Source organism: Niallia endozanthoxylica (genome assembly GCF_008710145.1).
Taxonomy (GTDB): domain Bacteria; phylum Bacillota; class Bacilli; order Bacillales; family Cytobacillaceae; genus Bacillus_BD; species Bacillus_BD endozanthoxylica.
The window spans coordinates 123,310-148,275 of sequence record NZ_VYKL01000014.1; the positions used below are offsets into that span (position 1 = coordinate 123,310).

Genomic DNA, 24,966 nt, shown 5'->3' on the forward strand with positions numbered 1-24,966 from the left:
TCCTCCTAATAATAAACCAGGGAGGAATTCACTCCTCCCTCTAACACATCAGACACCCGTACCCACGGTGATTTTTTTAAATTCTTCCGTTAACAATGGCACAACCTCGAACAAATCACCGACAATGCCGTAATCGGCTACATTGAAAATCGGGGCTTCCGGATCTTTATTAATGGCTACAATCACTTTGGAATTGGACATACCTGCAACATGTTGAATTGCTCCAGATATTCCACAAGCAATATAAAGATCAGGTGTAACCACTTTACCGGTTTGGCCAACTTGTAAAGAATAATCACTGTATCCCGCATCGCAAGCACCACGTGAAGCTCCTACCGCACCACCTAACACGTCTGCTAATTCCTGTAATACGGTAAATCCTTCTTGGCTCTTCACGCCGCGGCCTCCGGAAACGATAATCTTGGCTTCTGTTAGATCTACCCCGCCAGCAGTTTTACAAATCACATCACGGACAATCGTACGTAAATCCTTTATTTCAACATCTATGAACGCTACTTCCCCTGTACGTGAAGCATCTTTGTCCAACGAACTGATATTATTCGGACGGATTGTAGCAAAAATCAGTCCATCCTTAATTACTTTTTTCTCAAAAGCTTTCCCTGAATAAATCGGCCGAGTAAAAGCCATTTCATCTCCATTAACCTCAAGATCAACCACATCTGAAATAAGGCCTGCCTTTAACTTTGCTGCAATGCGTGCAGAAATTTCTTTCCCCATTGAAGTATGTCCGAGAATAATGGCTTCAGGTGTTTCTGCTTCTACTACCTGAATAATGGCCTGAGTATATCCATCTGATGTATAGTTCTGTAAATGAGGATGTTCAGGAATGACCACACGATCAGCCCCATATTGAATCATTGTATTGGCTAGAATTGCAGCCTCGCTGCCTATTAATACCGCAACTACTTCCCCACCATTTGCTATTTGTTTTGCTGCCGCAATAGCTTCAAACGAAACTTGACGCAGCTCCCCCTGACGTATTTCACCTAACACTAATACTTTCTTTGACATTTAGGCCCCTCCTCTAATATCCTCTGATAATTAATCTACTAAACTACCAATTAGATTACTTTTGCTTCTGTTACTAATAAAGATGCAAGCTCCTTCACTTGCTGCGGGATTTCTCCGTCAAGAACTTTCCCGTCTCCTTTAACCGGCGGTAGGAAACGATCAAGTACTTTTGTTTTTGCCTCAACATCCTCTTCATCTATATCTAAATCATCTAATTCTAATTTTTCCAGAGGCTTTTTCTTCGCCTTCATAATGCCCGGTAATGAAGGATATCGAGGTTCATTTAATCCTTGCTGACATGTCACGAGTAATGGAAGGGTTGTTTCAACGGTTTCAATATCTCCTTCTGCATCTCGTTCAATGACAGCTTTATTTTCCTCAATCGTTAGCTTCGTAATGGTTGTAACAATGGATATTCCTAGCTCCTCAGCCAGTCTAGGACCCACTTGTCCAGATCCTCCATCAACGGTTACGTTTCCTGCTAAAATAATATCCACGTCTTTTTCTTTAAAGTATGCGCTCAAAATAGCTGTGGTTGAGAATTCATCACCCTCTTCCAGCTCTTCCTCATCAATTAGAACTGCCTTATCTGCACCCATAGCCAGAGCGGTTCGAAGTTCTTTCTCCGCTTCCTCTTCTCCAATCGTGACAACAGTCACTTCCCCGCCATGCTTGTCTCGTAGTTTCAGAGCTTCTTCAATGGCATACTCATCATAAGGATTGATAATAAATTCTGCGCTATCCTCACTGATTTTTCCATTTTGAATCGAAATTTTTTCTTCCGTGTCAAACGTGCGTTTCATGACCACATAAATATTCATTTGTTTTCCTCCTCGTCTTCGTTTATAAATCTACCTATCTAATAAACTCTGTAACCCAATTATCGTGTGATGTTTGATTGTCCATTAAATATTCACCAAAATACTCTTAGATTTTTCTACCAATTCATGTTGATCAATCTGCTGCTCGTGAATGGATGAAATTGTTTTATCAAAGAATCAGGTTATTCATAGACTTCCCCCTATTCTCAAACTAATAGATAGAGGCCCAGCAACAATAAGCCTGTGCTTATGTTACTGGGCCTCTATCTATTAGTTGAGAAAGATTTTTGGACTTTCCCCATAGATAACCAGCACTACTTATTTATAAAGCGTAAGCTAATGTCTTCGACTCTTTGTATCGATCCCAAGCCGATTTGATTGATTGAATGACTGCGCCTTGTGAAGGGATTAATACTCGACTACGTAGGATTTCAATTAAAGGATTAATTCCTTGTTTTAAATCATATCCTCTGACAAGTGAGGTTAAATAATAGTTTGTTAAGTCTGCAATAAATGTAAATTCAACATCTTCAATCACTTCTGTTTCAACATTTATCACTAAAACGACTGCAAGTGATTGATATTTTTCATACTGCGTAGTTCCCTTTGGAAGCTGGGCAAAGCCAGTGGTTAAAATCGTATTATTACTAACCATACTTATAACCTCCTTGTTATCTATAATTGTATTTTATATCATTATAGGTTATTAATTCAATAGTTTTTTAAAATTTTCCCAATATTCTTTCTAATGAAATGATTACTAGGAAAAATAATGAGAAATGTAGTTCCATTACCTATTTCACTTTTTACTTTAATACTCCCTTTCATTGCCCGCACGATGCCATACGAAACCATCATGCTTAAACCGGTTCCCTTAGGACCGCCTGTCAAATAATAAGGCTTACCTAGCTGTTCTAGCTGCTCCTTGCTCATGCCTGTCCCTTTATCTTTAATTTCAATGATGACATTTGATTGATGTAACTGGGTGCATACAATTAAACTCCCACCTAAGGGCATGGACTCTATCCCATTTTTTATTATATTTGATAAGCATTGCCTGAACTTATTTGCATTCCCTATGATCGTTCCTACTGATAAATAGCTAGTATAAAAGTTAACGGAATGTTCTTCGGCTAACGGTCGCAATGTACGAAGAACATGATTTAGCTCTTGGTTTACATCAATTTCTTCAACTTGTTCTGTAAACTGTCTTGAATAAATCAGATAATCTTTAATAATTAACTCTGCTGCATCCAGCTCTTGCTTTACCATAGAGAGGTATTGCTGGTTTTTGGTTTGATCAACTTCTGTTTCTTGAAGAAGCTGGACAAATCCGATTGCCGTTGTCAGCGGGTTCCTTATTTCATGCGCAATTGCGGCACCCATTTGTTCAAGCGCAACCGTTTTTTCCGAATCAATGACTCGATTATATAAACGAATATTTTTTAAAGAAAATTCAACTGAATAGGAAAAAATAAAAATACCCAGAGTTGGAACGACTATATAAGCAAACAAGGCATCAAAATCTAGTGAAACCCATTCAATCAATGGTAAAAGTAATACCGTTATCAAACTAAAAATAATAGCAAAACTAACTGAAAAAGATATCCGTCTTTTTGGATGTTGTCTTATAAACCAAGGATGTAACTTTATTAAAAGGAAGGTTAATGAACCGTATATCGTTAAACCCACAAAAAACCCTTGATCAATTCCATAAAAAGCTCTAATAATAATAACGATGATTGTCAGTAATGGTCCAATTCCGAAATATAAACCGCCAATTAAGACGGGAATTAGTCTTAAATCGTATGAAACATAGGGAATCGGTTGATAAGAAAAAAGAAAACATACGAATATTGAACAGATGAAACTGCCTATCGTTATGAATTTAGGCATATTTTTTCTTCTCTCTAACCACATTAAATAGAAAAACAAAATAACTAATAATAAGGATAAGTTGAATAAAAGATGTCTAGTTATTTCCATTTTTACACCATCCAGAGAGCTATAAATAAAAAAGCATAATAAAAATTGGAGCAACGCTTCCTATCAGTAAGGAAGGATAGGATCACGTACTCCAATTTGAATCAAATTCGCCCGTCGAATTAAATTAACTCGAAGGCACCTGCCGATAAGAGGCTAAGCTTCCTCCTTTGGCCACCTTACTTGGGAGGTCGCGACCAAGAATTCTTTCCGCTTCCAGGGTTACCTCTATAAGCTTATCTAAGTCAATTCCAGTTTCGATTCCCAGCTCATGACACATGTGAACAAGATCTTCCGTTGCAATGTTTCCGGCAGCACCCTTGGATCCACCGAATGGGCATCCACCTAACCCTCCTACGGAAGAATCAAAATGTGTAACCCCCATCTTTAATCCAGCATAAGCATTGGCCAATCCCATCCCTCGGGTATCATGCAAATGCAAGATAATTGTTTTGTCCGGCCACTTATTTTGAACTTCACCGACAAGATACTCGATGGAAACTGGATTTGCCCATCCAACCGTATCACCAAGGAGGATACGATCTGGATTAAGCCCATGTGCGTTTGCCTTTTCAAATGTTCTGGAAATTAGTTGAACCACATGCTCTGAATCAACATTTCCCTCATAGTTACAACCAAAAGCAGTCATAACAGCAACGGTACTAACCGGAACATCAAACTTACGAAGAACGGCAATTCGTTCATCCATTTCATCAAATGTCTCTTCAATGGACCGATTTGTGTTCTTTTTGGAGAACGTTTCACTTGCAATGATACTAATAACGCCTTCCAAATCAAATTTCCCTGTGGCTTGCGCTCTCTCAATTCCCTTTGAATTCAGGTATATAGCTTGGTACTCTGTACCTGGATTCCTTTTAAAGCCTTTAGCAATCAATTCTGCATCTGCCATCTGCGGTACCCATTTTGGACTCACAAATGAAGTCACTTCAATCACAGGAAAATTACATTCAGATAGCAAATCAACTAAGCGAATTTTATCTTCAGTGGACACGGGGGTCCTTTCAATTTGCATGCCTTCCCTTGGCCCTACTTCGCGTATAACTACCTTTTTTGGAAATGCCAATCTTATCCCTCCAATAAATTTAGGTTATTTAATATGACAGCCTTTGCCATTTTCGTTCGAATATTCGAATAAATGATTAGTTATTTAAGTTGATAACAACGTTTCCTGGGTGCCGTGAAGTAACGAACACAACCGGCTCTGTATCACTCATATTTTTTTCAATATGCTGTACATTTGGAGGGACATTGAAAAAGTCTCCAGACTCCAAATCGACGAATTCTTCATAGTTTTCACCGTAATATATACGCAACTGTCCGCTGAGTATATAGCCTCCGGACTGCGCCTCACCGTGATGGTGTGCACCAGAATCTTTTCCCGGCGCAATGACAACCTGTCCCTTCCATAGGTTTGGTGTATCCAATGCGGTCAGCCTTGCTACATTTTCTGTTTGATCCTTAGCAACATTTAATTCATTGGCCCTTACTACGATGAGGTCATCATACTTTTTGGAAAAGACGGATGTGTCCTTTACATCCAGATTAACAACGATATTCCCTTTCGTTCTAGAGGTAATGAAAACGACCGGCTCCGTCTCGCTTAATGTTTCCTCAATATGCGGAATAAACGGAGGCACATACAAAAAGTCACCCTTTTCTAAATCAACATACTCTTTATAACCCTCACCATAGTAGATTCTTGTAGTGCCGCTTAGAATATATCCTGCCGTCTCTGCTTCCCCATGGTGATGCGCCCCTGATACCTTGCCTGCTTCTCCCATTACTCGTCCCATCCAATAATTTGGTGAGTCAACTCCTGTGACTCTTGGCAAGTTATCAGATTGGGCTGTCTGCTTCGAAAGATCAGCTGCTTTAACTGCAAGAACTTTATCGTTACTAGTACTTTTCATAACTCTAACAGCACCCCTTTTTAGAAAATTAATAGATTCACGGATTAATCAGGCCTCAACCCTGATTGATTCATCAACCGTTACAATCCCATTTTTAATACTGCCAATCCCTGAAATTTCCACCTCGACCACATCTCCTGCTCCTAAAAACAACGGCGGATTCCGTTTAGCACCGATACCGCTCGGTGTTCCCGTGAGGATAATGTCCCCCGGCAGAAGCGTCATCCCCTTTGACAGCTCCGCAATAATACGGTTAACAGAAAACATCATTAATTTCGTATTACTGGATTGAACCGTATTTCCATTAACTTTGCAGGAGATTTCCAGATTTTGAACATCTTCTATTTCATCCTTCGTAACCAGCCAAGGGCCCATTGGACAAGATTTATCCATGCTTTTCCCCATAAACCATTGACCGCCATGAGCTTGCTGTACATCCCTTGCAGATAAATCATTCGCACACATATATCCGAAAATATAATCGGATGCTTCTTCTTCAGAAATGTTTTTTCCTTTACGTCCAATAACAACTGCAAGCTCTGCCTCATAGTCGAATTTTTCTGTAAAGTTTTCCGGAAAAGGAATTCCCTCATAAGGACCAGCTACAGACTCTGTGGCTTTTGTAAAGACTGTTGGTTTAGCCGGAAGCTCAATATCTTGGCGGAAACGTTCGTTAAAATGTTCTAAGTAATTCCATCCCACACACATGACGTTTCGCTCTAATTTTGGTATGGGAGATACTAAACTCTCGATACTTAACGGCTTTCGTTCAACGTTCGAACCTAAGATTCTATTTATTTCATCCATTCCATTACGTCCTGCTTTAATAATGGACAAGACATCAGGAAATACATGGCTAACATCAATCACCGTATGATCTTGGACGATTCCGACACTTACTTTATGATCATCAAGAAAAGAAATGATCTTCATTGAGAAACACCCCTCCTTTAAAGGTTTATAACCTATTAGTCATCAATATTATAATTTTACAGCACCGAAGGTTATAAACCATTTAAAAAAATTTTAAAACTATCGTCCACTCCATACCGGCTCTCGTTTTTCTAGAAAAGCATTCATGCCTTCCTTTGAATCTTCAGTTTCACCTAAAATGACGACTTGATCACGCAGGTAATTCAATGATTTTTCATAATCCATTCCTTGAATCATCTGCATCGCTTCTCTGCCTAACGTTAAAGCAGTTGGATTTCGTTTGGCCAGTTGACGGGCAAATTGCGTAGCTTCCTCTATTAATTCATTATCAGGGTAAATGGTGTTTACAAGCCCGATCTCTTTTGCTTCAAACGCAGTGATCTTTTTCCCTGTATAAAATAATTCATAGGTCTTTTTAGAACCAATCGTTCGAATTAATGGTGCACTAATCATCATTCCCCAGAGGCCTACATTAATTTCCGGCGCTCCAAACAATGCACTTTCCTTTGCTAAAGTGATATCACATACAGCAGCGAGTCCTAATCCTCCTGCCAATGCGTAGCCATTAACCGCCGCAACAATCGGCTTTTTCAATTGATGAATCGCAAGCAGACAATTTTTATATTTTGAAACATGCTTCTTATAGGTTAAAATGTGCTGGTCATTATTTTCACTCATGCCGCCCAAATCTGCTCCAGAACAAAAGGATTTTTCTCCTGCTCCTGTTACTAACAAGACACGAACATCAGAGTTTTGATTCAATTCATTTAGAATCGAGACAAAGTCTTCCATCATGTCACCCGTTAAGGCATTATGTTTTTCCGGTCTATTTAACGTAATGGTCGCGACGTGGTCCTGGATATCAACTAAAATATGATTCTCTTTCACTTAAACACCTTCTTCCAGTCTAATAATGGATAATTAATTCACCTTCGTAGCTTTTAAGTAAGTGTCAATAAAATTGGTTGTTGTATTTCCAGCTTTATATTCCGGATGATCGACAATTTTCTTTAATGTTGGAATATTAGTTTTAATTCCTTCTACTATATATTGATCCAATCCTTCACTCATATTTTTTATCGCTTCGTTACGAGTGTGTCCCTTTACAATTAGTTTGGCAATCATCGGATCATAAAATGGCGTTACCACTGATCCTGATTTAACAGCCAATTCGTGACGAATATTTTCTCCGTTCGGAATACTTAAGTTTGTAATTGTTCCTGGTGAAGGGAAGAACGTATTCGGGTCCTCCGCATAAATTCTTACCTCAATCGCATGTCCGTTCAATTGCACGTCATCTTGACTAATTGAGAGCCTCTCCCCATTTGCGATTCGAATCATCTGTTCTACTAAGTCTAAACCAGTGACTTCTTCTGTAACCGGATGCTCAACCTGTAATCGAGTATTCACCTCTAGGAAGTAAAAATTCTTATTCTCATCCATGATGAATTCTACAGTCCCGGCATTTTCATATCCGATTGCTTTTGCTGCTCGGACCGCTGCACCGCCCATCTCTTTTCTTGTTGTTTCATCAATAAATGGCGAAGGAGCTTCTTCGACTACTTTTTGATGTCTTCTTTGAATTGAGCATTCTCTTTCCCCTAAATAAATCGTATTCCCCTCTTTATCTGCCAATAATTGAATTTCGATATGGCGCGGATTTAAAATGAGTTTTTCTAAGAACATCGCTCCATCGCCGAAAAAGTCTTTTGCCCGTTTTTGATTCCCTTGAAATGCCTTTCTAAGCGCTTCTTCATCATCCACCCGTTGCATTCCAATACCGCCGCCGCCAGCAGAAGCCTTTAACATGATTGGATATCCAATTTTTTCCGCCTCAAGAACCGCCTCTTCTACATCTGCTAGAGGGGCATCCGTTCCAGGAACAATTGGAACACCTGCTTGGCTCATTAATTTTCTAGCCTCAATTTTACTGCCCATTTGGGAAATGGTCGCTGGAGAAGGCCCGATAAAGACAATCTTATTTTCCGTGCATTTTCTAGCAAATTCTGTATTTTCAGACAGCAACCCATAGCCCGGGTGAATCGCATCCACGTTTGCCTGTACTGCCACCTCGATAATCTTATCCATATTTAAATAACTTTCATTTACCCTTGGCGGTCCGATTAAATAGCTTTCGTCTGCCATTTCTACATGCGGGGCATGTTGATCAGCTTCAGAGTGGATCGCTACGGTTTGAATCCCCATTTTTTTACACGTTCTCATAATACGAGCTGCAATTTCGCCTCTATTTGCAATCAAGATTTTCTTAAACAATATTTTCTCCCCCTAAGAAGTTATTTCAATTTAATAACCACATCACCATCGTTAACAAAATCGCCTTCATTAACGATAACTTCATCTACAATCCCGCTTACCTCTGCACTAATTGGAATTTCCATTTTCATCGATTCTAAAATCACGACATCCTGACCTTCTGTTACTTGATCACCTGGTTGAACAACTACTTTCCATACGTTACCTGCCATATTTGTTAATACTTCCATTTCTATTCACCTCATATATTGTATTGTTATAAATGTAAGATTCTACTTTTACTTTTATAATTTCTTTTAAACTTTTGTACCTTTTCTTTTAATTATCCTCTTCTAACAACTGTTTTCTTTTGTGCAATTCCTTCTAAAATGTCCCTGTTTTGGGTATATAGACCAAATCGTTGAATCAGATCCTTACGTAAGCGGTCGCCCGGCACAACATCATCAATATAAAGCTCTGATGCAGGACTCCATACATTAATGTCATCATTATATTTTTCACGCTGTTCTTGAATGAATTGCTGACGTTCAGCAGGATCTTCAATGGATTGAATCTTGTTATAATACATCGCATTGACAGCAGCCTCAGGACCCATAATCGCAGGCTGTGCTTGCGGCAGTGCAATGCATGCATCCGGCTGCATAGAAGCACCTGACATCACCACATATCCAGCACCATATGCCTTTCTCACAATAACGGCAATTCTTGGAACAGTCGCGTTTGCAACGGTTGAAAGCATTCTTGCCCCTCTTCTAATAATAGCTTCCTTCTCCACCTTACTTCCTACCATAAAGCCAGGTAAATCGACTAGGAACAGTAAAGGAATATTGTAAGCATCGCAAAGTGAGATAAAATGAGCCGCTTTTTCAGCAGATTCAGGAAAAATAACGCCGCCCTTTACCTTTGATTGATTGGCAACGATTCCAATTGACCTGCCGCCAATTCTACAAAAACCAGTAATCATTTCTTTTGCATACAGCTTTTTGAATTCGAAAAAGGAATCCTTATCAACAATTCTTTCAATAACCGGGTACATATCCATTGGAATTCGTTGATTGGCTGGTACTAGTTCTTCGATACTTTTTCCATCAACTGGAGGTTTTGCTTCAACGACGGCTGGCGTTTTCAACCAATTCTGCGGAAGATAGCTTAAATATTTTTTCGCAGCATCAAGTGCTTCCTGCTCCGTTTCTACTAACATATCACCTAGTCCACTAACAGTATTGTGCATACGGGCTCCGCCCATTTCTTCCATTGATACCTTTTCTCCTGTAGCCATCTCTGCCATACGTGGAGATCCTAAATAAACGCTGGCATTTTTATTAACCATCACGACAAAATCACATAGTGCAGGTAAATAGGCACTGCCTGCAGGTGATGGACCAAATACTAAAGCAATTTGCGGGATTAAACCTGACAATCTTGCTGTATCATAGAAAATCTTTCCAGCATGACGGCGGTCTGTAAAGGTTTCAAATTGTTCATTCAGTCTTGATCCAGCTGAATCAATCATATATATTAGCGGAATCTTTCTTTTTTCGGCCAGTTCCTGCATCCGAATGATTTTTTCAATGGTTTTCTTACCCCATGTCCCTGCTTTAATCGTCAAATCATTTGCGATGATTGCCACTGGCTGGCCATTGATTTTTGCCACTAGCGTAACAACGGCATCACCTGGAAGAAAATCTTCATCCTTGCATCGCGCGAATAGGCCATCCTCCACTTCAAAGCTATCTTCATCTACTAAATACTTGATTTTATCTCGCACAAACATCTTGCCAATAGCTTTCATTTTCTCGTAATATGGACGATTGGCCGATGTTTTGATTTCATGAGCTTTTTCATATACAGTTTGATCAATGCCTTTTTCTTTTGTTAAAGTACTTTTTGTTTCTTCCATTATAATAACCTCCTAAATGAACCTGTAATTGCTTATATTTAACATAATAGATATCAGAATATGAACCTACTATGATATCTCTTTCGCTAATCATTATGGTTTGAATTTCTGCTGATTCTATTAGTCAGCAGTTAATTGGGATACCATACTTCTTTTCTCGGCAGGGCTTCTTCCCATGCTTTTAAATACTGACCTGGTCCAGTGATACTAACTCCTAATTCACTAGCCGCTTTTAATGGCCAATAAGGGTTACGCAATAGTTCTCGAGCAATAAAAATTAAATCTGCCCGATTATTTTTCACGATTTCTTCTGCATGAAGAGCGTTTGTAATTAATCCAACTGCGCCTGTCGCAATGCCGGCATCCTGCCGAATTTTTTCAGCAAGAGGAACTTGATAACCGGGAAAGACATCAATCTTTGCAGGTACAATGGCACCTGAACTGCAATCGATTAAATCGACTCCCTGCTCTTTCATTCTTTTAGCAATATAAACCATGTCATCGATGGTATTTCCCTCAGGATGGTATTCATTTACGGATAGACGTACAAATAATGGTCCATCCCAAACCTCATTAATTCCATCAACAATCTCTTCCAAAAATCGATAACGATTTTCTCTTGTCCCGCCATAGAGATCGCTTCGATGGTTAGATAGTGGAGATAAAAACTGATTAATTAAATAACCATGTGCCCCATGGAGCTCAATAACATCAAATCCTGCTGCTTTTGTTCTTCTGGCTGCTTCTTTAAATTGATATATGATTGCTTTTACTTCTGATATGGATAATTCATCTGGCACCGGTTGATCTTGTTTATATGGGATAGGAGAGGGAGCGTAAATTTCTCCTTCAACATCTGCCTTCCTGCCTGCATGCGATAACTGAATCCCCGCCTTACTTCCAAATCGATGAATCTCTTGGACAAGTTCACTCAAGCCTTCGATGTGATTGTCATCCCATATTCCCAAATCCTTCATCGAGATTCTTCCTTGCGGCTCAACCGCTGTCGATTCAAGGATAATCAATCCAACCTGTCCCATTGCCCTGCTAAGATAATGCATATGGTGAAATTTACTCACATATCCATCTCTATTAAAGGAAGAATACATACACATCGGTGACATCACGATTCTATTTTTTAGGACGACATCTTTTATCGTAAATGGAGAAAATAATTTAACGATGATTTTTCACTCCTTTCACAAAGTGTCTTTTTCTTCCTATAGATATACAGCTTCACTTTCTAAAGTAAAACGCTTGCATTTTGTATGAAATGAATGTTTTATAACTGAATTATAAGTCCATCTCTTTGGCAATAATCTCTTTTTGAATTTCATCAGCACCGCCGCCAATTCTCATTAATCGGGCATCACGCCATTCTCTGGAAATTGGATATTCATTCATATACCCATAACCGCCGTGAATTTGTAAGGCTTTATCGGCCACTTCATAATAAACCTTAGAAGCTAGTAATTTCGCCATCGATATTTCTTTAACCAGCACTTCGCCTTTATCATAGTGAGCAGCTGTATTATATAAAAGAGCACGGGCCGCTTCGACTTCGGTGTTCATTTCAGCCAAGTAATGTCCAAGGACTTGGTTCTTGGACAAGGATCGGCCGAATTGTTCCCGTTCCTTTGCATATTGTACGGCTAAATCCAGACACCTTTGGGCACCTGCCACACAGGCAGTCGCTTGAATCAAACGCTCACCATTTAATTGCCACATCAACTGCTTAAAACCTTCTCCTTCTTTACCTAGCAAGGCACTATCAGGAACAAAGACATTTTCCAGGAAAATTTCAGCCGTATCTGATGCATGCATTCCGACTTTTTCTAACTTACGTCCGACCGTGTATCCTTCTAAATTACTGTCCACCAAAAAGATACTAAATAACGGTCGGCCATTTTTTTCTCCTGTCTTTGCGATTAAGATTTGATAATCGGCTCTTATTCCATTGGTAATAAAAACCTTGGATCCATTTATGATCCAACCGCCATCTGTTTTCGTAGCTGTCGTCCGTAATCCGGCTACATCTGATCCAGCAGAAGGTTCGGTAATACCAAGTGCAGCAATTTTTTCACCGGCAATGGAAGGCGCCAGATAGTTTTGTTTCTGTTCTTCTGTACCGAATTTTAAAATGGGATTCGTTGCCATTAAGGCTTGTACATTAAATGCCATCCCTAAACCTGCACAGCCTGATGAAGCAATTTCCTCTGTTACAGTCATGGCTGCGAAATAATCCATGTTGCTCCCGCCATATTCCTCAGGGTAGCGTACGCCAAATAACCCCATTTGCCCCATTTTTCTAAAAATCTCATTAGGAAATCCATTCTTTTCCCATTCTTCAATATTAGGAACAATTTCCTTTTGGACAAATTTGCGAACTGTTTTTCTTAATTGTTGATGATTCTCCATTACTGCATACTTCATATTAATTCCATCCTTTACCTTTTCAAATTTCAATCAATCATGCTCCATTTACGGGGGTAACAATCCTCCTTTTTCCAAACCAACACAAAAAGCCCAGCAAAAAATAGCGTACACGCATTTTTTTGCTGGGCTTATTTACGAAAAGAGATTGGCTTTTTTTGAAGAGTCAACCCCAATAAATAACAGCTTTTATTTAATTCTTGACTTTATTTTATAAATAAGCCAGTTTAAAGTCAAGGTTATTTTCGGAAAATATCAAAAAATGTAATAACTCTATAAAAATTTCTAAAATAAGACCGCTTTTCTTCTTATAATTCAATCTTTCTATTTAAAAAGATAAATTTTGTCATTGCTTTATTTTTTATATTGACATTTATATTTATTTATCATAAGATTCTGATAGTTCAAATAAATATGAAAGCGCTGTTATTTACGGGGGTATCAAAAAATATCTCTCTTAGTAAATAAGTCCAGCATAAAGTTCTCTTTTTACTTTATGCTGGACTTATTTTTTTTCGTAATAGGAACAGTTGTACCATCCCTCTTACTGGGATGTCACAATATACTGCGTTGTCCGAAGAATGGACATATGATGGTAAATTACATTTCTACACGATCTTATTAATAAAAGGAGGCGATTAGCTAGTGAAATCTACATAACATCTTTATCTTTTTAAATATTTAATACTATTAAAAAGGGGTTGAATGATTGTGTCTAAAAAGGGGAAAAAACTACATTATGCATGGTGGATAGCAGTTGCCTGCTGTGCGATTTATGCAGGAAGCGTCGGAATTGTTGTTGCATGTGCTGGATTATTCTATAAGCATGTGAGTACGGAATTGGGTGTCGGTACAGCTGATATCGTTTTTTATACAACACTTATGTATTTTGTGATCACCATTACCCTTCCTTTTGCAGGAAAAGTCTTTGAAAAAATTAATATGCGTGTACTATTATCCGTTGCTGCACTAACGGATGCCCTTGCATTTGGATTAATGGGCACTTATACATCTGTTTATCAATTTTATGTTTCTGGTGTAGTACTTGGAATCGCCAACTCCTTTTTAATTTATGCAGCCGTGCCGTTAATTATTAATAACTGGTTTAAGGTAAAAATGGGAACGGTTCTAGGACTGTCCATGACATTTATGGGAATAGGCGGAGCAATCTCTGCTCCATTTGCCGGTTATCTCATTGAAACCATTGGATGGAGACCTTCTTATATGGTGCTTGGAGCGATTGTTGCCGTCATCACCCTTCCATTTACCATTTTTGTCATCCGAAAGGATCCAAAAGAAAAGAACATGACTGCTTATGGGGCGGAATTTGCTGAAGAAGCTTCCAAGAATGTTGTGGAGGAAACAGGAACTTCTTTCAAACAGGCCATTAAATCCGTTCCCTTCTATGCGTTATTTATTTTTACAGGCTTTTTAGGTCTTGTGGTAACAGTAAATTTTCACATCCCAAATCATCTTCTATCAGAAGGATTTTCTACTTCATATGCTGCTTCTGTCGTTACGTGTGTCATGATTGGACAAACATCCGGGAAATTCCTAATCGGCTGGTTAAACGATAAAATCGGCATAAAGTTTACAAATCTTATTGGAATTGGTTCAGGTATGACCGGAATCCTGTTCATCTTATTTAGCGGAACCTTGGGTGGTGCTTCTATCTATATTGGCGGACTTCTCTTTGGTATTGGGTATTCCTGCAGTACGCTGTTACCTCCATTCATGATTAAAAACATTTTTGGAAATCGAGATTATGCATCCATCCTTTCCATGATCATGTCAGCGTCTACTTTAGCGATTGCTCTTGGAACAACAATTTTTGGATTTGCTTATGACATAACGGGATCCTATTACGTAGTATTCCTTGTCGTATTATCCATCCAAGTTTTATCTATTCTAATAGGTTTCATGTTACTTAGAAGAAAAACTGCGGCAGCCAATAATGAAACGATTTTAGCTGTTAATGAGAATTAATTATTCCAATTGACGGTGTGTTTACACTCTAGTCGTTTTAGTTCGTTGATTGACATAAGGTAAATCGTAGTCCTTTAACATTTTATCTTGTTAAACAACTTCACGTAGAATATTTAATCAAAAAAGCTCTAGTCTTTCTGCTAGAGCTTTTTTAATAAAGAAAGCGAGCAATAAGATTATTATAGGCGGTGTTTAATATGATAAAAACAATGATTCTACTTGGTGCTCATACAGGACAAAGCAGTGAAGATTTTGAATCCTCTTATCTTGATTCACATGTAAAAAGTGTAGCTGCCAATGCTAATGTAAAAGAGTATACGGCAAATGTCATCAAGGAACCAACGCAGGAAATGATTGATACAGGCTGGGGGTGGGGCGGAGTAGATGATTCCGGAATTTTAGCGATTGATGAGGTTTGGACAGATGGTACTATTGATGTTTTATCTCTGTATCGAGAAATGAACGTAATTGGTGCATATGAAAGCAAACAAATAATCCTACGTCCTTGTTATCCAAAATGGCCGATTGGAGAAAAATCCCGCTGGATTAAACGAATGGGTTTATTAAAATGCTTTGACGAGCAGCGTCCTGAAGATTGCTTTGCCTATTGGGAGCATATCCACGGTCCGAAAGCATTGTTACATCATATCGGCTCAGGAATATACGCTCAAAATCATTTTATTGAAACCATTAAACCTGCTCCGATCAACTGGAATGGATCTGTGTCGCTTTGTTACTGGAATATTGATGCTTTTCAATATGGACATTTCAGCAGGCCAGATTCTATGGATGTAATCAAAGAGGACGGTTCTCATTTCATGGATGTGTTCCAAGCGCTTTATGCTGAAGAATATGTAATGAAAAAATAAGTTTGCTAAATAATGGAATAGCACTAATTCTCAAAGTGCTCAATAAATTTTAAATTAATGTATAATAAGTTATATATTAATACTATTCGGGTAATAAAAGGAGTTCAAAATGGAGCTTTTACATTTAAAGTATTTTCAAACAGCAGCTAAATATGAACATATGACAAGAGCTGCCGCTGAGCTTAACATCTCACAGCCAGCATTAAGCAAGACGATTGGACGGTTAGAAGATGAGCTAGGAGCACCTTTATTTCATAGACAAGGAAAACAGATTTATTTAAATGAGTTTGGGAAAGCTTTCCTAGAACGGGTAAAACGTATATTTTTGGAATTAAACGAAGGCGCCCTTCAAGTGCAGGATATGAATAGCCCTGATAAAGGGATCATATCCATAGCCATGACATTACCGCATATTATGCCCAAGTTTTTTGGAGAATTTCTCAAAGATCATCCGCAAGTCAAAATTAAGCATAAACAAGCTTCCATTTCCGAAATGAAATATCAATTAGAAAATGCTGAACTTGACATCTGTATCTCTACCAGTCCAATTATAGGTGAAAATATTGAGTGGGTTCCGTTACGGGAAGAAGAAATATTTTTATCTGTTCCCCCTACCCACCGATTAGCAAATCATAAAACGATCGATCTTCGTGAAGTTTCTGATGAAAGGTTTATTAATCTATCACAAGGCTATGGATTTAGGGACATTACAGATAAATTTTGTAAAGAGGCAGGATTTACACCGAACGTAGCAATTGAAGTGGAAGAATCCTGGACGATTCAACCTTTGGTAGAATTAGGCCATGGAATTTCCTTTATCCCTAATCTCTCGATACTTCGGGATTCAGCACCTAATACTGTGCGCATTAAAATCAGTCATCCAGTTTGTAAAAGAACAATCGGGATTGCTTGGAATCCCAATCATTATCTATCAAAGGCTGCGTTAGAGTTTCGTGAGTTTTCTATTGAATTTTTTAAACATAAAGTTAATGAATATATTATTTAAACTGAGTCAAGAGTCTGGTGAAATGATTCATATTAATTTAAACATTAACCAAAAAATACCATACAGAACCCTTTTAATGGTAAATAAAAAAGAATCCATTTTGAAAAAGATTGATCAAAATGGATTCTTTTTTGTGTATTAGATTAAAATTTATATACAAGATAGGTTATTTTCTATATGTGAAATCTAACATTCACATCTTAAAGGGCTCCCATTCCACCATCCACTCGATATTGTGCACCAGTGATAAACTTGCTTTCATCAGATGCAAGGAATGATACTAATGCCACAATATCGCTTGAATCTCCATAACGTCCTAACGGAATAGCTTTAGAATAAGCTCCTTTGACAGATTCCGGATTATCCGGATTTGCTTCGGCTTCTATTGAACGCATCATCTGAGTATCTACCGGTGACGGGTGAATGGAATTCACACGGACATTTTTACGCGCTACTTCTAATGCAGCCGTTTTCGTTAATCCAACTACCGCGTGTTTAGAAGCTGCATAGGCTGCCATTTTAGGAGATCCCCTTAAACCGTCAATAGAAGAAGTATTTATAACACTGCCATTTTCTTGTTTAATCATGACCGGAAGCACATGTTTAAGACCCAAGAATACACCCCTAGTATTTACAGCATACACTTGATCAAAATCATCTACTGTCTGTTCGATTAAAGACGTTCTTTTACCTGTTATGCCCGCATTGTTAAAGAAAATATCAATTTGTCCGAACTGTTCCATTGCTTTCTGAACATAATTCTTAACATCTTCTTCTTTGGATACATCTGCTTGAACGATCACTACTTCTCCGTAAGAAACAAGCTCTTCCTTAGTTTTATTAAGAGAGTCTTCAAATAAATCAACTAAAACTACTTTGGCACCTTCTTTTAAAAAGGTTAAGGCTGCTTCTTTCCCAATCCCTCCAGCCCCACCGGTGATTACCGCTACTTTACCATCGAATTTCCGCATCATAATCTCTCCTACTCTATCTAATCTTTTAGGGCTTACATTAAAGTGCCTCTTTACTCATTTAGTACAACTATAGTAGGACAAGGAGCTCCTTGTCCTACTAAACATTTACGTTATTGTGCCGTGTAACCGCCATCAATTACTAATTCAGTACCAGTGACAAAACGTGACTCATCAGAAAGTAAGTACATGGCACCGTATGCAATATCTTCGGGAGTACCCAAGGTAGGCCATGGTGTCTTCTCTTTTAATGGATGTTGACCGTTTTGTACTTCTGCCATGGCTGTTGCAATAACACCAGGATGAATTGAATTAACTCGGATATAATCTTTCGCTAATTCTATTGCAGCCGATTTTGACATTAACCTTATGGCTCCTTTAGAGGAATGATAAGCTAAAGACGTTGGGCTTCCGACAAGCCCCCAAATCGAAGATATATTGATAATCGAGCCGCCGCCTGATTTCTTCATCAACCCTGCTCCATGTTTCATTCCAAGGAAAGTACCGTTCGTGTTAATAGATTGGATTTTTTCAAACTCCTCAATTGACGTATTTAAAATCCCGTTTCTAATTAAAATCCCGGCATTATTTATTAATCCGTCTAGTCTTCCAAATCTCGTTTCTGTTTTTGCAATAACGGATTCCCACTCCTCTTCCCTTGAAATATCATGTTTCAGTGTGAGAATGTCTTCCTGATGATCTTCAATTAAGGAAACGGTTTCAATTAAACCATCCTCATTCACATCCGTTAATACTAGTTTCGCACCATGTTTGGCAAACAATTTCGCTTCTGCTCTACCTTGTCCACCTGAAGCGCCGGTAATCAGAATTACTTTTCCATCTAATCTATTATTCATTCTTTATCCCTCTTTCCTCTTTTTTTATATTAAAATACTGATTTAATTGTTTCTTTCTCATCTAAATACCATTCTTTTAATTTAAACTTTTGTATTTTTCCCGTTCCATTGATTGGAAGTTCTTCTTGAGTCACAAACCTAATATACTTAGGAATCTTGAACCGGGCTAATTTATCAGATACATATGAGAGCATTTCTTCCTTTGTAGCACTTTCACCTTGTTCCAGAACAATCCAAGCCATTCCAACTTCGCCCATTAATGGACAAGGTACTCCTATTACATAGGCTTGATTTACTTTTGGATGACTTGTAATAATATCCTCAATTTCTTTTGGGGCAACATTCTCTGCACCAATCCGATAAATTTCTTTAATTCTGCCAGTCAATGAAATGTATCCGTTCTCATCGATGACACCTAAGTCACCTGTATGCAGCCAGCCGTCACTATCGATTGTTTTTAATGTTTCTTCCGGTTTATTGTAATATCCCTTTGTTACCATTGGTCCTCTGCATATTAATTCCCCTTCCTTTCCAAATGAAAGGATTTCACCCGTATCAAGGTCCGTTACTTTAAATTCAATATTTTTTCCATTCAGCTCTTTTAAGCCCACATGCCCGCCTGGGATTGGACGGCCAACATATTGATTTAAATAATACAACTCATCAGTTGGATCCGTTTGTAATACGCCAGCAGCAATTTCTGTCATTCCGTACCCTGTATTTAATTCTTCTATCCCCATGTCCTCTTTTAAACTTTTCCAAATATGTGCAGGCACTTCTGAACCAGCACAGTACATCGATTTTAAACTCGAGATATCATATTCTTTTAGTCGATAGGCATTCAGTAGTCTTAACCCTATTGTTGGTACACATAGAATATCTTCAACTCTGTGTTTCTCAATGATAGAAAGCGCTTTATATTCTTCAAAATCATGTTGTATGATGATACAGCCGCCTACCATCGATACGGCTACAAGCCCTACAATATAACCAAAACAATGATAGAATGGAATCGGTACAAAGATTCTTCTTCCTTCTTGATAGCCTCTGCTTATACTTGTTCCTAGGGCACTTCTCCAGATCATATCATGTGTAACCAGTACTCCCTTAGGTAATGATGTTGTACCAGAGGTATACATAATATCTGTAACGTCTAATACATGATCGTTACTATCTTTCTCATACCTTACTAAAAATTCATTTGATTGATTGTCTGCTATGGAATGAATGAGTTCATAAAAATCTGTCGTACCCTCATATGTTTTTCCTTCGGGTGAAAAAACAATAATTCTTTTTAAGTTTGGAAACGTTGATGATTGTTTTCCTTCGAATACTTCTGGACAAAGTTCTTTTAAGATGGATACATAATCAAATTGATTCCATCTGTCCAGCGTAATAATATAAGAAGAGTCAGATTGACTGATTAAATAACTTAGCTCTTCCTTTTTTAATCGGTAGTTCAATGGTACAGTAATACAACCGGCAATGGCACTGCCCAACTTTGAAAATATGAATTCAGGGTAATTAGGGAAAATTAATGCGATGTGGTCTCCTCTTCTTACTCCCAAATCCATCAAACCTGCAGCTAATTTGATTGATAAATTTTTCGTTTCATTATAAGTCCAGGATTGTTCTTCACCGATAATATACACATTTTCTTTGTATGTTTCGGTCATCCTAAAAAAAAGATTTTGAATAGGTTCTGGATTCCAATTTTTCGAACGTTCTTCGAATTTGGTTCTTCTTATCTCAATTGATTCCATTTTTTCACTTCCTATTACCGTTTTCTTTATTAAACATGCATAGCCTATAACAATGTCTAACCATTATTTATTAAATAGCCGGGATACCCGTTTTTTTCTTCATTAGTAATACAATCTCTCCCTCCGAAACGATTTCATCTCTCTGGTTGTAAACAAGAACAGTCCTTGTCAGAACACCACGGTCCTTTTTTGATGTTTCTACCTTTGCTTTTACGATAAATTTTGCATAAATGGTATCACCGGGAATAACTCCTCCTTTAAATCTCCAATTGATTTCTAATAGGCCAAGTGTTGATCCATTTACGATTCCCATCATCGACTGCAGACCTGTTATTACAGAGACAGATAATAGTCCATGAGCCACTCTTGTTTTATAAGGTGTTTCTTTCGCAAATACCTCATCAATATGAAGCGGATTATAGTCACCTGAAAGTCCTGCAAACTGTACCACATCCGTTTCGGTTATAGTTCTACGTGGTGTAATCATTTCATCCCCAATATGAAAATCCTCAAAAAACATATCCATTTTATTGCCTCCAATTCACGTTATATTTATTGAAATTAAACACAAATAGGCCCAGCAAAAAGGTGGAAATATCCACTCATTTGCTGGGCCTATTTACGATAAGAGATTGACTTTCTATCAACCCCAGTAAATAACAGCGATCATCATTTGATTTTTAATAATTAGATTACTCTTCCATTACCACCTTTCGAAAAAAATAAAAAAGCCCAGCAAAAAGTATAAGGTCTTATACTCATTTGCTGGGCTTATTTACTATGTAGATTGACCTTTTCAACGTGAATCAATCCTTGTAAATAACAGCTTACTATTCAATATAATCTAATATTAATCATACATTTTAGTTTTGTCAATTATATTTTGTATTTTTAGAATATTTTAAATAACAGAAAACAGTGACATGTAGCCGCTTTTACGCTTTCCTTTCTAGTCGATTACATACTAACCATTTTTTACGGAATAACGGTCGGTTTTTTTCTAAATTATTTAATGATAGCTGGATTGATGTATCTGTCCCCTCGACTCACGATTCTAAAATCTGTTATTTTTCTTTTTTAAATCATCAAAATAGCGATGACAATGTGCAACAAAAGCCTCTGACATTTTTGTCGGGTATAAATAACGATGTTTTAATAAGCCGATTGTACGTGTAAACTTCTTATTTTCAATTTTTAAGTGCTTTATTTTATCTTCAAATAGATTTACAGATGTTTCAGGTGTAAACGCTGCCCCACGTCCATTTTTTACAAGCTGTAATATCGTTGTAGCTTCTTCTACTTCTACTTGATAATTCGGTGTATATCCGATTGATTGACAAAATTGATCAGTAAATTGACGAAAGCCATACTGATTGGTTAAGCCGATAAATGGTAGATTACTTAATTCCATCAAGTCAATTGTGCCAGTTTTCGCTTCTTTGTAAGATTTTGGCACTGTTAAGAAAATTTCTTCTTCAAATAATGGTACCCACTCGACATTCGGATGGTCAATCCTCTCTGTGGTAATACACACATCATAGTTACCATTTTCAATAAACTGCTGCAGGTTTTCTTTCGATAACGGAACTTGTAGATACTTCACATGTGGATATTCATTAAAAAATAAATCTAAGATATTTGTAAATGTATATGGAAGTGTTGTAATAATCGATAGATTACCACTTCCTTCACCGCGTCTCTCCTCCAATTCGCGTTCTAAATGATGTATTTCTGAAAAAATACGCTCTGCTCGTTTAAATAAAAAACGGCCATTCTCATTTAATGAAATACGCTTACCATTACGGAAAAACAAATCCATTTCTAACTCAGCCTCTAGATTTGTAATCGCCTTACTTAACGCTGGCTGCGAAATCAATAGTTCTTTAGCAGCAAGCGACATATTTTCACATTTTGCTGTTGTATAAAAGTATTTTAATTTGATTAAGTCCATCATAACCCCCATTACTTATAACTCATAGTTATAAGCAAATAATTAATAAGTATTTCTCATTATATATAAATGTGTATAAAATGTGAATTGTAAACGCTTTATATACAAAATGTGAACATTATATGGGGGTTGTCTAATATGAGATTAAAAGATAAAGTTGCAATCATTACAGGAGCAGCATCAGGTATGGGGAAAGGTGAAGCGATCCGCTTTGCCAAAGAGGGGGCAAAAGTAGTCGTAGCTGACTTAAATATAGAAGGTGCACAAGCAGTTGCTGAAGAAATTAAAGCATTTGGCGGGGAAGCAATCGCGGTTGCAGTAAATGTGACAAAAACTGAGGATATACTAAACTGCGTAAAAGTAACAGAGGAAACATTCGGTCCAGTGGATGTATTAGTAAATAATGCAGGTGTATTCGATAAATATACTAAATCATTAGATACGACATTAGACCAATGGAACTTCTTCTTAAATATAAATTTAACAAGTGTATTTGAATTTTCAAATACAGTATTACCAAGCATGGTCGAACGTGGTACTGGTTCAATCGTAAATATTGCTTCTATTGCAGGTCTTGTTGCTGGTAAAGGCGGCGCTGCTTACACAGCTACTAAACATGGTGTTATTGGCTATACAAAACACTTATCTTCTGAATACGCACGCTATGGGATTAAAATTAACGCCATTTGCCCAGGAACAATCGAAACACCTTTAGTAAAGGATGTTTTGGCTGGCATTCCTAAAGATTTAGTACCAACCCGCACGTTTGGACAAGTAGAAGAAGTAGCTGATTTAGCTGTATTTTTGGCATCAGATGAAGCTAAATTCATGAGTGGTGCCATTGTACCAATCGATGGTGGATTCACCATTCAATAACTTCATAATAATGCATCTAGATTGATCAAAAATTTCAAAGTAGAGAAGCAAAAGTACTTGCTCCTCTATTTTTATAAGGTGAAAATATGAAAAGGAAAGGCAAAATCCATTATGCCTGGTGGATTATGGTAGCAAGTTCTGCGATTTATGCCGCAAGCGTCGGAATTATCGTTAGCTGTGCCGGTATCTTGTACCGAGCAGTAGCTGAAGACTTTCATGTTGGTGTTTCTGAAATTAGTTTATATACATCATTCATGTATTTAACCATCACCATTTTACTACCTTTTGCAGGGAAAGTATTGAATAAGTTTGATATTCGCTATGTTTTAACCATTGCCGGTATGATTAACGCCCTAGCATTTGGATTAATGGGTACTTATCATTCTGTTTTCTTATTTTATATTTCAGGAATAGCATTAGGTATTGGCAGTACGTTCTTAATCTATGGTTCTATTCCCTTAATCATGAACAACTGGTTTAAAGCAAAAGTTGGTACTACTTTAGGTATTGCTATGGCGTTTATGGGTATTGGCGGTGCGATTTTCGCCCAAATTACAGGTGTCTTAATTGAGTCAATTGGATGGCGTTCAACCTATATTGTATTAGGTATAATCGTAGCCATATTAATCTTACCGTTCTCAATTTTTGTGATTCGTTCAAAGCCAGAACAACTTAACATGACTCCTTACGGTGATAATGAAGCTGATGAGAATACTTCTAATGGACAAAAAACACCTGAAACAGGCGTCTTGAAAAATGCTGCAATCAAATCTCCGGCATTTTATTTGGTTATGTTATTCACGGGGCTTTTCGGTCTAGCTTCAACGGTTAGTTTCCACGTACCAAACTTTGTACAATCAGTAGGTTTCACAGCTACAATGGCCGCTACAGGTATCACTTGTGTAACCATTGGTCAAACGGGAGGTAAATTCTTACTTGGTGCCATTAATGATAAATACGGTATTAAACCAGCTCTGTTTGTTGGAATCGGCGGTGGTATGATAGGTGTAGTTGCCTTACTCATTTCTGATTCTTTCGGGATTGCTATGCTTTATACTGGTGCGTTGTTATTTGGGATTGGGTTCTCTGGGTCTACCTTGCTCCCTCCAGTAATCATACGTGAAGTATTCGGCGGGCGTGATTACGCATCCATTTATACAACCATTATGTCAGCTTCTACGTTAGGTGTAGCATTGGGTACAACCTTATTCAGTTACCTATATGATTTGACAAATTCCTACTACATCGTATTCATTATTGTCATAGTGATCTTTATTATTACGATTTCTTCTAGTTTATTCTCGTTAAACTGGAAGAAAAAATTAAATTATTAAACCTTTAAACAACCAACAAAGTCTCATATGATTTTGTTGGTTGTTT

At 37.7% G+C, this 24,966-nt stretch carries 23 protein-coding genes; 5 read left to right on the forward strand and 18 right to left on the reverse strand.

All coding sequences use genetic code 11. The features are described 5' to 3' along the window. Positions 1 to 48 precede the first annotated feature (48 nt). From F4V44_RS06975 to F4V44_RS07035, 13 genes are all read right to left on the reverse strand, one after another. On the reverse strand, positions 49 to 1,032 hold the full coding sequence (locus F4V44_RS06975) for an electron transfer flavoprotein subunit alpha/FixB family protein (RefSeq protein WP_150439276.1): 984 nt from the start codon (positions 1,030 to 1,032) through the stop codon (positions 49 to 51). 50 nt (positions 1,033 to 1,082) lie between these two features. Then, positions 1,083 to 1,853 (reverse strand): electron transfer flavoprotein subunit beta/FixA family protein, encoded by a 771-nt coding sequence (locus F4V44_RS06980; protein WP_150439277.1) that lies wholly within the window; start codon positions 1,851 to 1,853, stop codon positions 1,083 to 1,085. A 322-nt stretch (positions 1,854 to 2,175) separates the two neighbouring features. Further along, entirely contained in the window at positions 2,176 to 2,508 is a 333-nt protein-coding gene (locus tag F4V44_RS06985; protein WP_150439278.1) for a DUF3870 domain-containing protein, read from the reverse strand. 56 nt (positions 2,509 to 2,564) lie between these two features. Next, positions 2,565 to 3,749 carry a sensor histidine kinase gene (locus F4V44_RS06990; protein ID WP_223881827.1) on the reverse strand — a complete coding sequence of 395 codons (1,185 nt, stop codon included), beginning with the start codon at positions 3,747 to 3,749 and terminating at the stop codon, positions 2,565 to 2,567. 214 nt (positions 3,750 to 3,963) lie between these two features. Next, on the reverse strand, positions 3,964 to 4,920 hold the full coding sequence (locus F4V44_RS06995) for a hydroxymethylglutaryl-CoA lyase (protein ID WP_223881828.1): 957 nt from the start codon (positions 4,918 to 4,920) through the stop codon (positions 3,964 to 3,966). A gap of 76 nt (positions 4,921 to 4,996) precedes the next feature. Then, positions 4,997 to 5,767 carry a cupin domain-containing protein gene (locus F4V44_RS07000; RefSeq protein WP_150439281.1) on the reverse strand — a complete coding sequence of 257 codons (771 nt, stop codon included), beginning with the start codon at positions 5,765 to 5,767 and terminating at the stop codon, positions 4,997 to 4,999. 48 nt (positions 5,768 to 5,815) lie between these two features. After that, entirely contained in the window at positions 5,816 to 6,700 is an 885-nt protein-coding gene (locus F4V44_RS07005; RefSeq protein ID WP_150439282.1) for a fumarylacetoacetate hydrolase family protein, read from the reverse strand. Positions 6,701 to 6,799: 99 nt separating this feature from the next. Then, positions 6,800 to 7,588: an enoyl-CoA hydratase/isomerase family protein gene (locus F4V44_RS07010; RefSeq protein ID WP_150439283.1), complete on the reverse strand. Its 789-nt coding sequence runs from the start codon at positions 7,586 to 7,588 to the stop codon at positions 6,800 to 6,802. A gap of 33 nt (positions 7,589 to 7,621) precedes the next feature. Beyond that, complete coding sequence (locus F4V44_RS07015) at positions 7,622 to 8,974, reverse strand: acetyl-CoA carboxylase biotin carboxylase subunit (protein WP_150439284.1); 1,353 nt, start codon at positions 8,972 to 8,974, stop codon at positions 7,622 to 7,624. A 20-nt stretch (positions 8,975 to 8,994) separates the two neighbouring features. Beyond that, positions 8,995 to 9,204: an acetyl-CoA carboxylase biotin carboxyl carrier protein subunit gene (locus F4V44_RS07020; protein WP_150439285.1), complete on the reverse strand. Its 210-nt coding sequence runs from the start codon at positions 9,202 to 9,204 to the stop codon at positions 8,995 to 8,997. Positions 9,205 to 9,296: 92 nt separating this feature from the next. Continuing rightward, complete coding sequence (locus F4V44_RS07025; protein ID WP_150439286.1) at positions 9,297 to 10,874, reverse strand: acyl-CoA carboxylase subunit beta; 1,578 nt, start codon at positions 10,872 to 10,874, stop codon at positions 9,297 to 9,299. Positions 10,875 to 11,005: 131 nt separating this feature from the next. Further along, positions 11,006 to 11,998 carry an NADPH dehydrogenase NamA gene (gene namA / locus F4V44_RS07030; RefSeq protein ID WP_396897487.1) on the reverse strand — a complete coding sequence of 331 codons (993 nt, stop codon included), beginning with the start codon at positions 11,996 to 11,998 and terminating at the stop codon, positions 11,006 to 11,008. 169 nt (positions 11,999 to 12,167) lie between these two features. Beyond that, complete coding sequence (locus tag F4V44_RS07035) at positions 12,168 to 13,340, reverse strand: acyl-CoA dehydrogenase family protein (protein WP_223881829.1); 1,173 nt, start codon at positions 13,338 to 13,340, stop codon at positions 12,168 to 12,170. Positions 13,341 to 14,018: 678 nt separating this feature from the next. On the opposite strand from F4V44_RS07035, the gene F4V44_RS07040 reads away from it, so the two are divergent. From F4V44_RS07040 to F4V44_RS07050, 3 genes are all read left to right on the forward strand, one after another. Further along, positions 14,019 to 15,293: an MFS transporter gene (locus F4V44_RS07040; protein WP_150439288.1), complete on the forward strand. Its 1,275-nt coding sequence runs from the start codon at positions 14,019 to 14,021 to the stop codon at positions 15,291 to 15,293. A 197-nt stretch (positions 15,294 to 15,490) separates the two neighbouring features. Beyond that, the gene (locus F4V44_RS07045; protein WP_150439289.1) at positions 15,491 to 16,162 is read left to right on the forward strand and encodes an EthD domain-containing protein; all 672 of its coding nucleotides are present in this window, start codon (positions 15,491 to 15,493) and stop codon (positions 16,160 to 16,162) included. Between the two features lie 109 nt (positions 16,163 to 16,271). Next, positions 16,272 to 17,168: a LysR family transcriptional regulator gene (locus tag F4V44_RS07050; protein WP_150439290.1), complete on the forward strand. Its 897-nt coding sequence runs from the start codon at positions 16,272 to 16,274 to the stop codon at positions 17,166 to 17,168. Between the two features lie 200 nt (positions 17,169 to 17,368). On the opposite strand, the gene F4V44_RS07055 is transcribed toward F4V44_RS07050, so the two are convergent. The 5 genes from F4V44_RS07055 to F4V44_RS07075 all read right to left on the reverse strand — a co-directional run bounded on the left by F4V44_RS07055 (position 17,369) and on the right by F4V44_RS07075 (position 22,710). After that, complete coding sequence (locus tag F4V44_RS07055; RefSeq protein ID WP_150439315.1) at positions 17,369 to 18,139, reverse strand: SDR family NAD(P)-dependent oxidoreductase; 771 nt, start codon at positions 18,137 to 18,139, stop codon at positions 17,369 to 17,371. 113 nt (positions 18,140 to 18,252) lie between these two features. After that, positions 18,253 to 18,996, reverse strand: a complete 744-nt coding sequence (locus tag F4V44_RS07060) for an SDR family NAD(P)-dependent oxidoreductase (RefSeq protein WP_150439291.1) — start codon at positions 18,994 to 18,996, stop codon at positions 18,253 to 18,255. 29 nt (positions 18,997 to 19,025) lie between these two features. Further along, positions 19,026 to 20,759 carry a class I adenylate-forming enzyme family protein gene (locus F4V44_RS07065; RefSeq protein ID WP_150439292.1) on the reverse strand — a complete coding sequence of 578 codons (1,734 nt, stop codon included), beginning with the start codon at positions 20,757 to 20,759 and terminating at the stop codon, positions 19,026 to 19,028. 70 nt (positions 20,760 to 20,829) lie between these two features. Next, a complete protein-coding gene (locus tag F4V44_RS07070) occupies positions 20,830 to 21,285 on the reverse strand; it encodes a MaoC/PaaZ C-terminal domain-containing protein (protein ID WP_150439293.1) in 456 nt (151 codons plus the stop codon). A gap of 528 nt (positions 21,286 to 21,813) precedes the next feature. Next, on the reverse strand, positions 21,814 to 22,710 hold the full coding sequence (locus F4V44_RS07075) for a LysR family transcriptional regulator (RefSeq protein ID WP_150439294.1): 897 nt from the start codon (positions 22,708 to 22,710) through the stop codon (positions 21,814 to 21,816). 138 nt (positions 22,711 to 22,848) lie between these two features. On the opposite strand from F4V44_RS07075, the gene F4V44_RS07080 reads away from it, so the two are divergent. Beyond that, entirely contained in the window at positions 22,849 to 23,586 is a 738-nt protein-coding gene (locus F4V44_RS07080; protein ID WP_150439295.1) for an SDR family NAD(P)-dependent oxidoreductase, read from the forward strand. 86 nt (positions 23,587 to 23,672) lie between these two features. Beyond that, positions 23,673 to 24,920: an MFS transporter gene (locus tag F4V44_RS07085; RefSeq protein ID WP_150439296.1), complete on the forward strand. Its 1,248-nt coding sequence runs from the start codon at positions 23,673 to 23,675 to the stop codon at positions 24,918 to 24,920. The last annotated feature ends 46 nt before the right edge of the window (positions 24,921 to 24,966 follow it).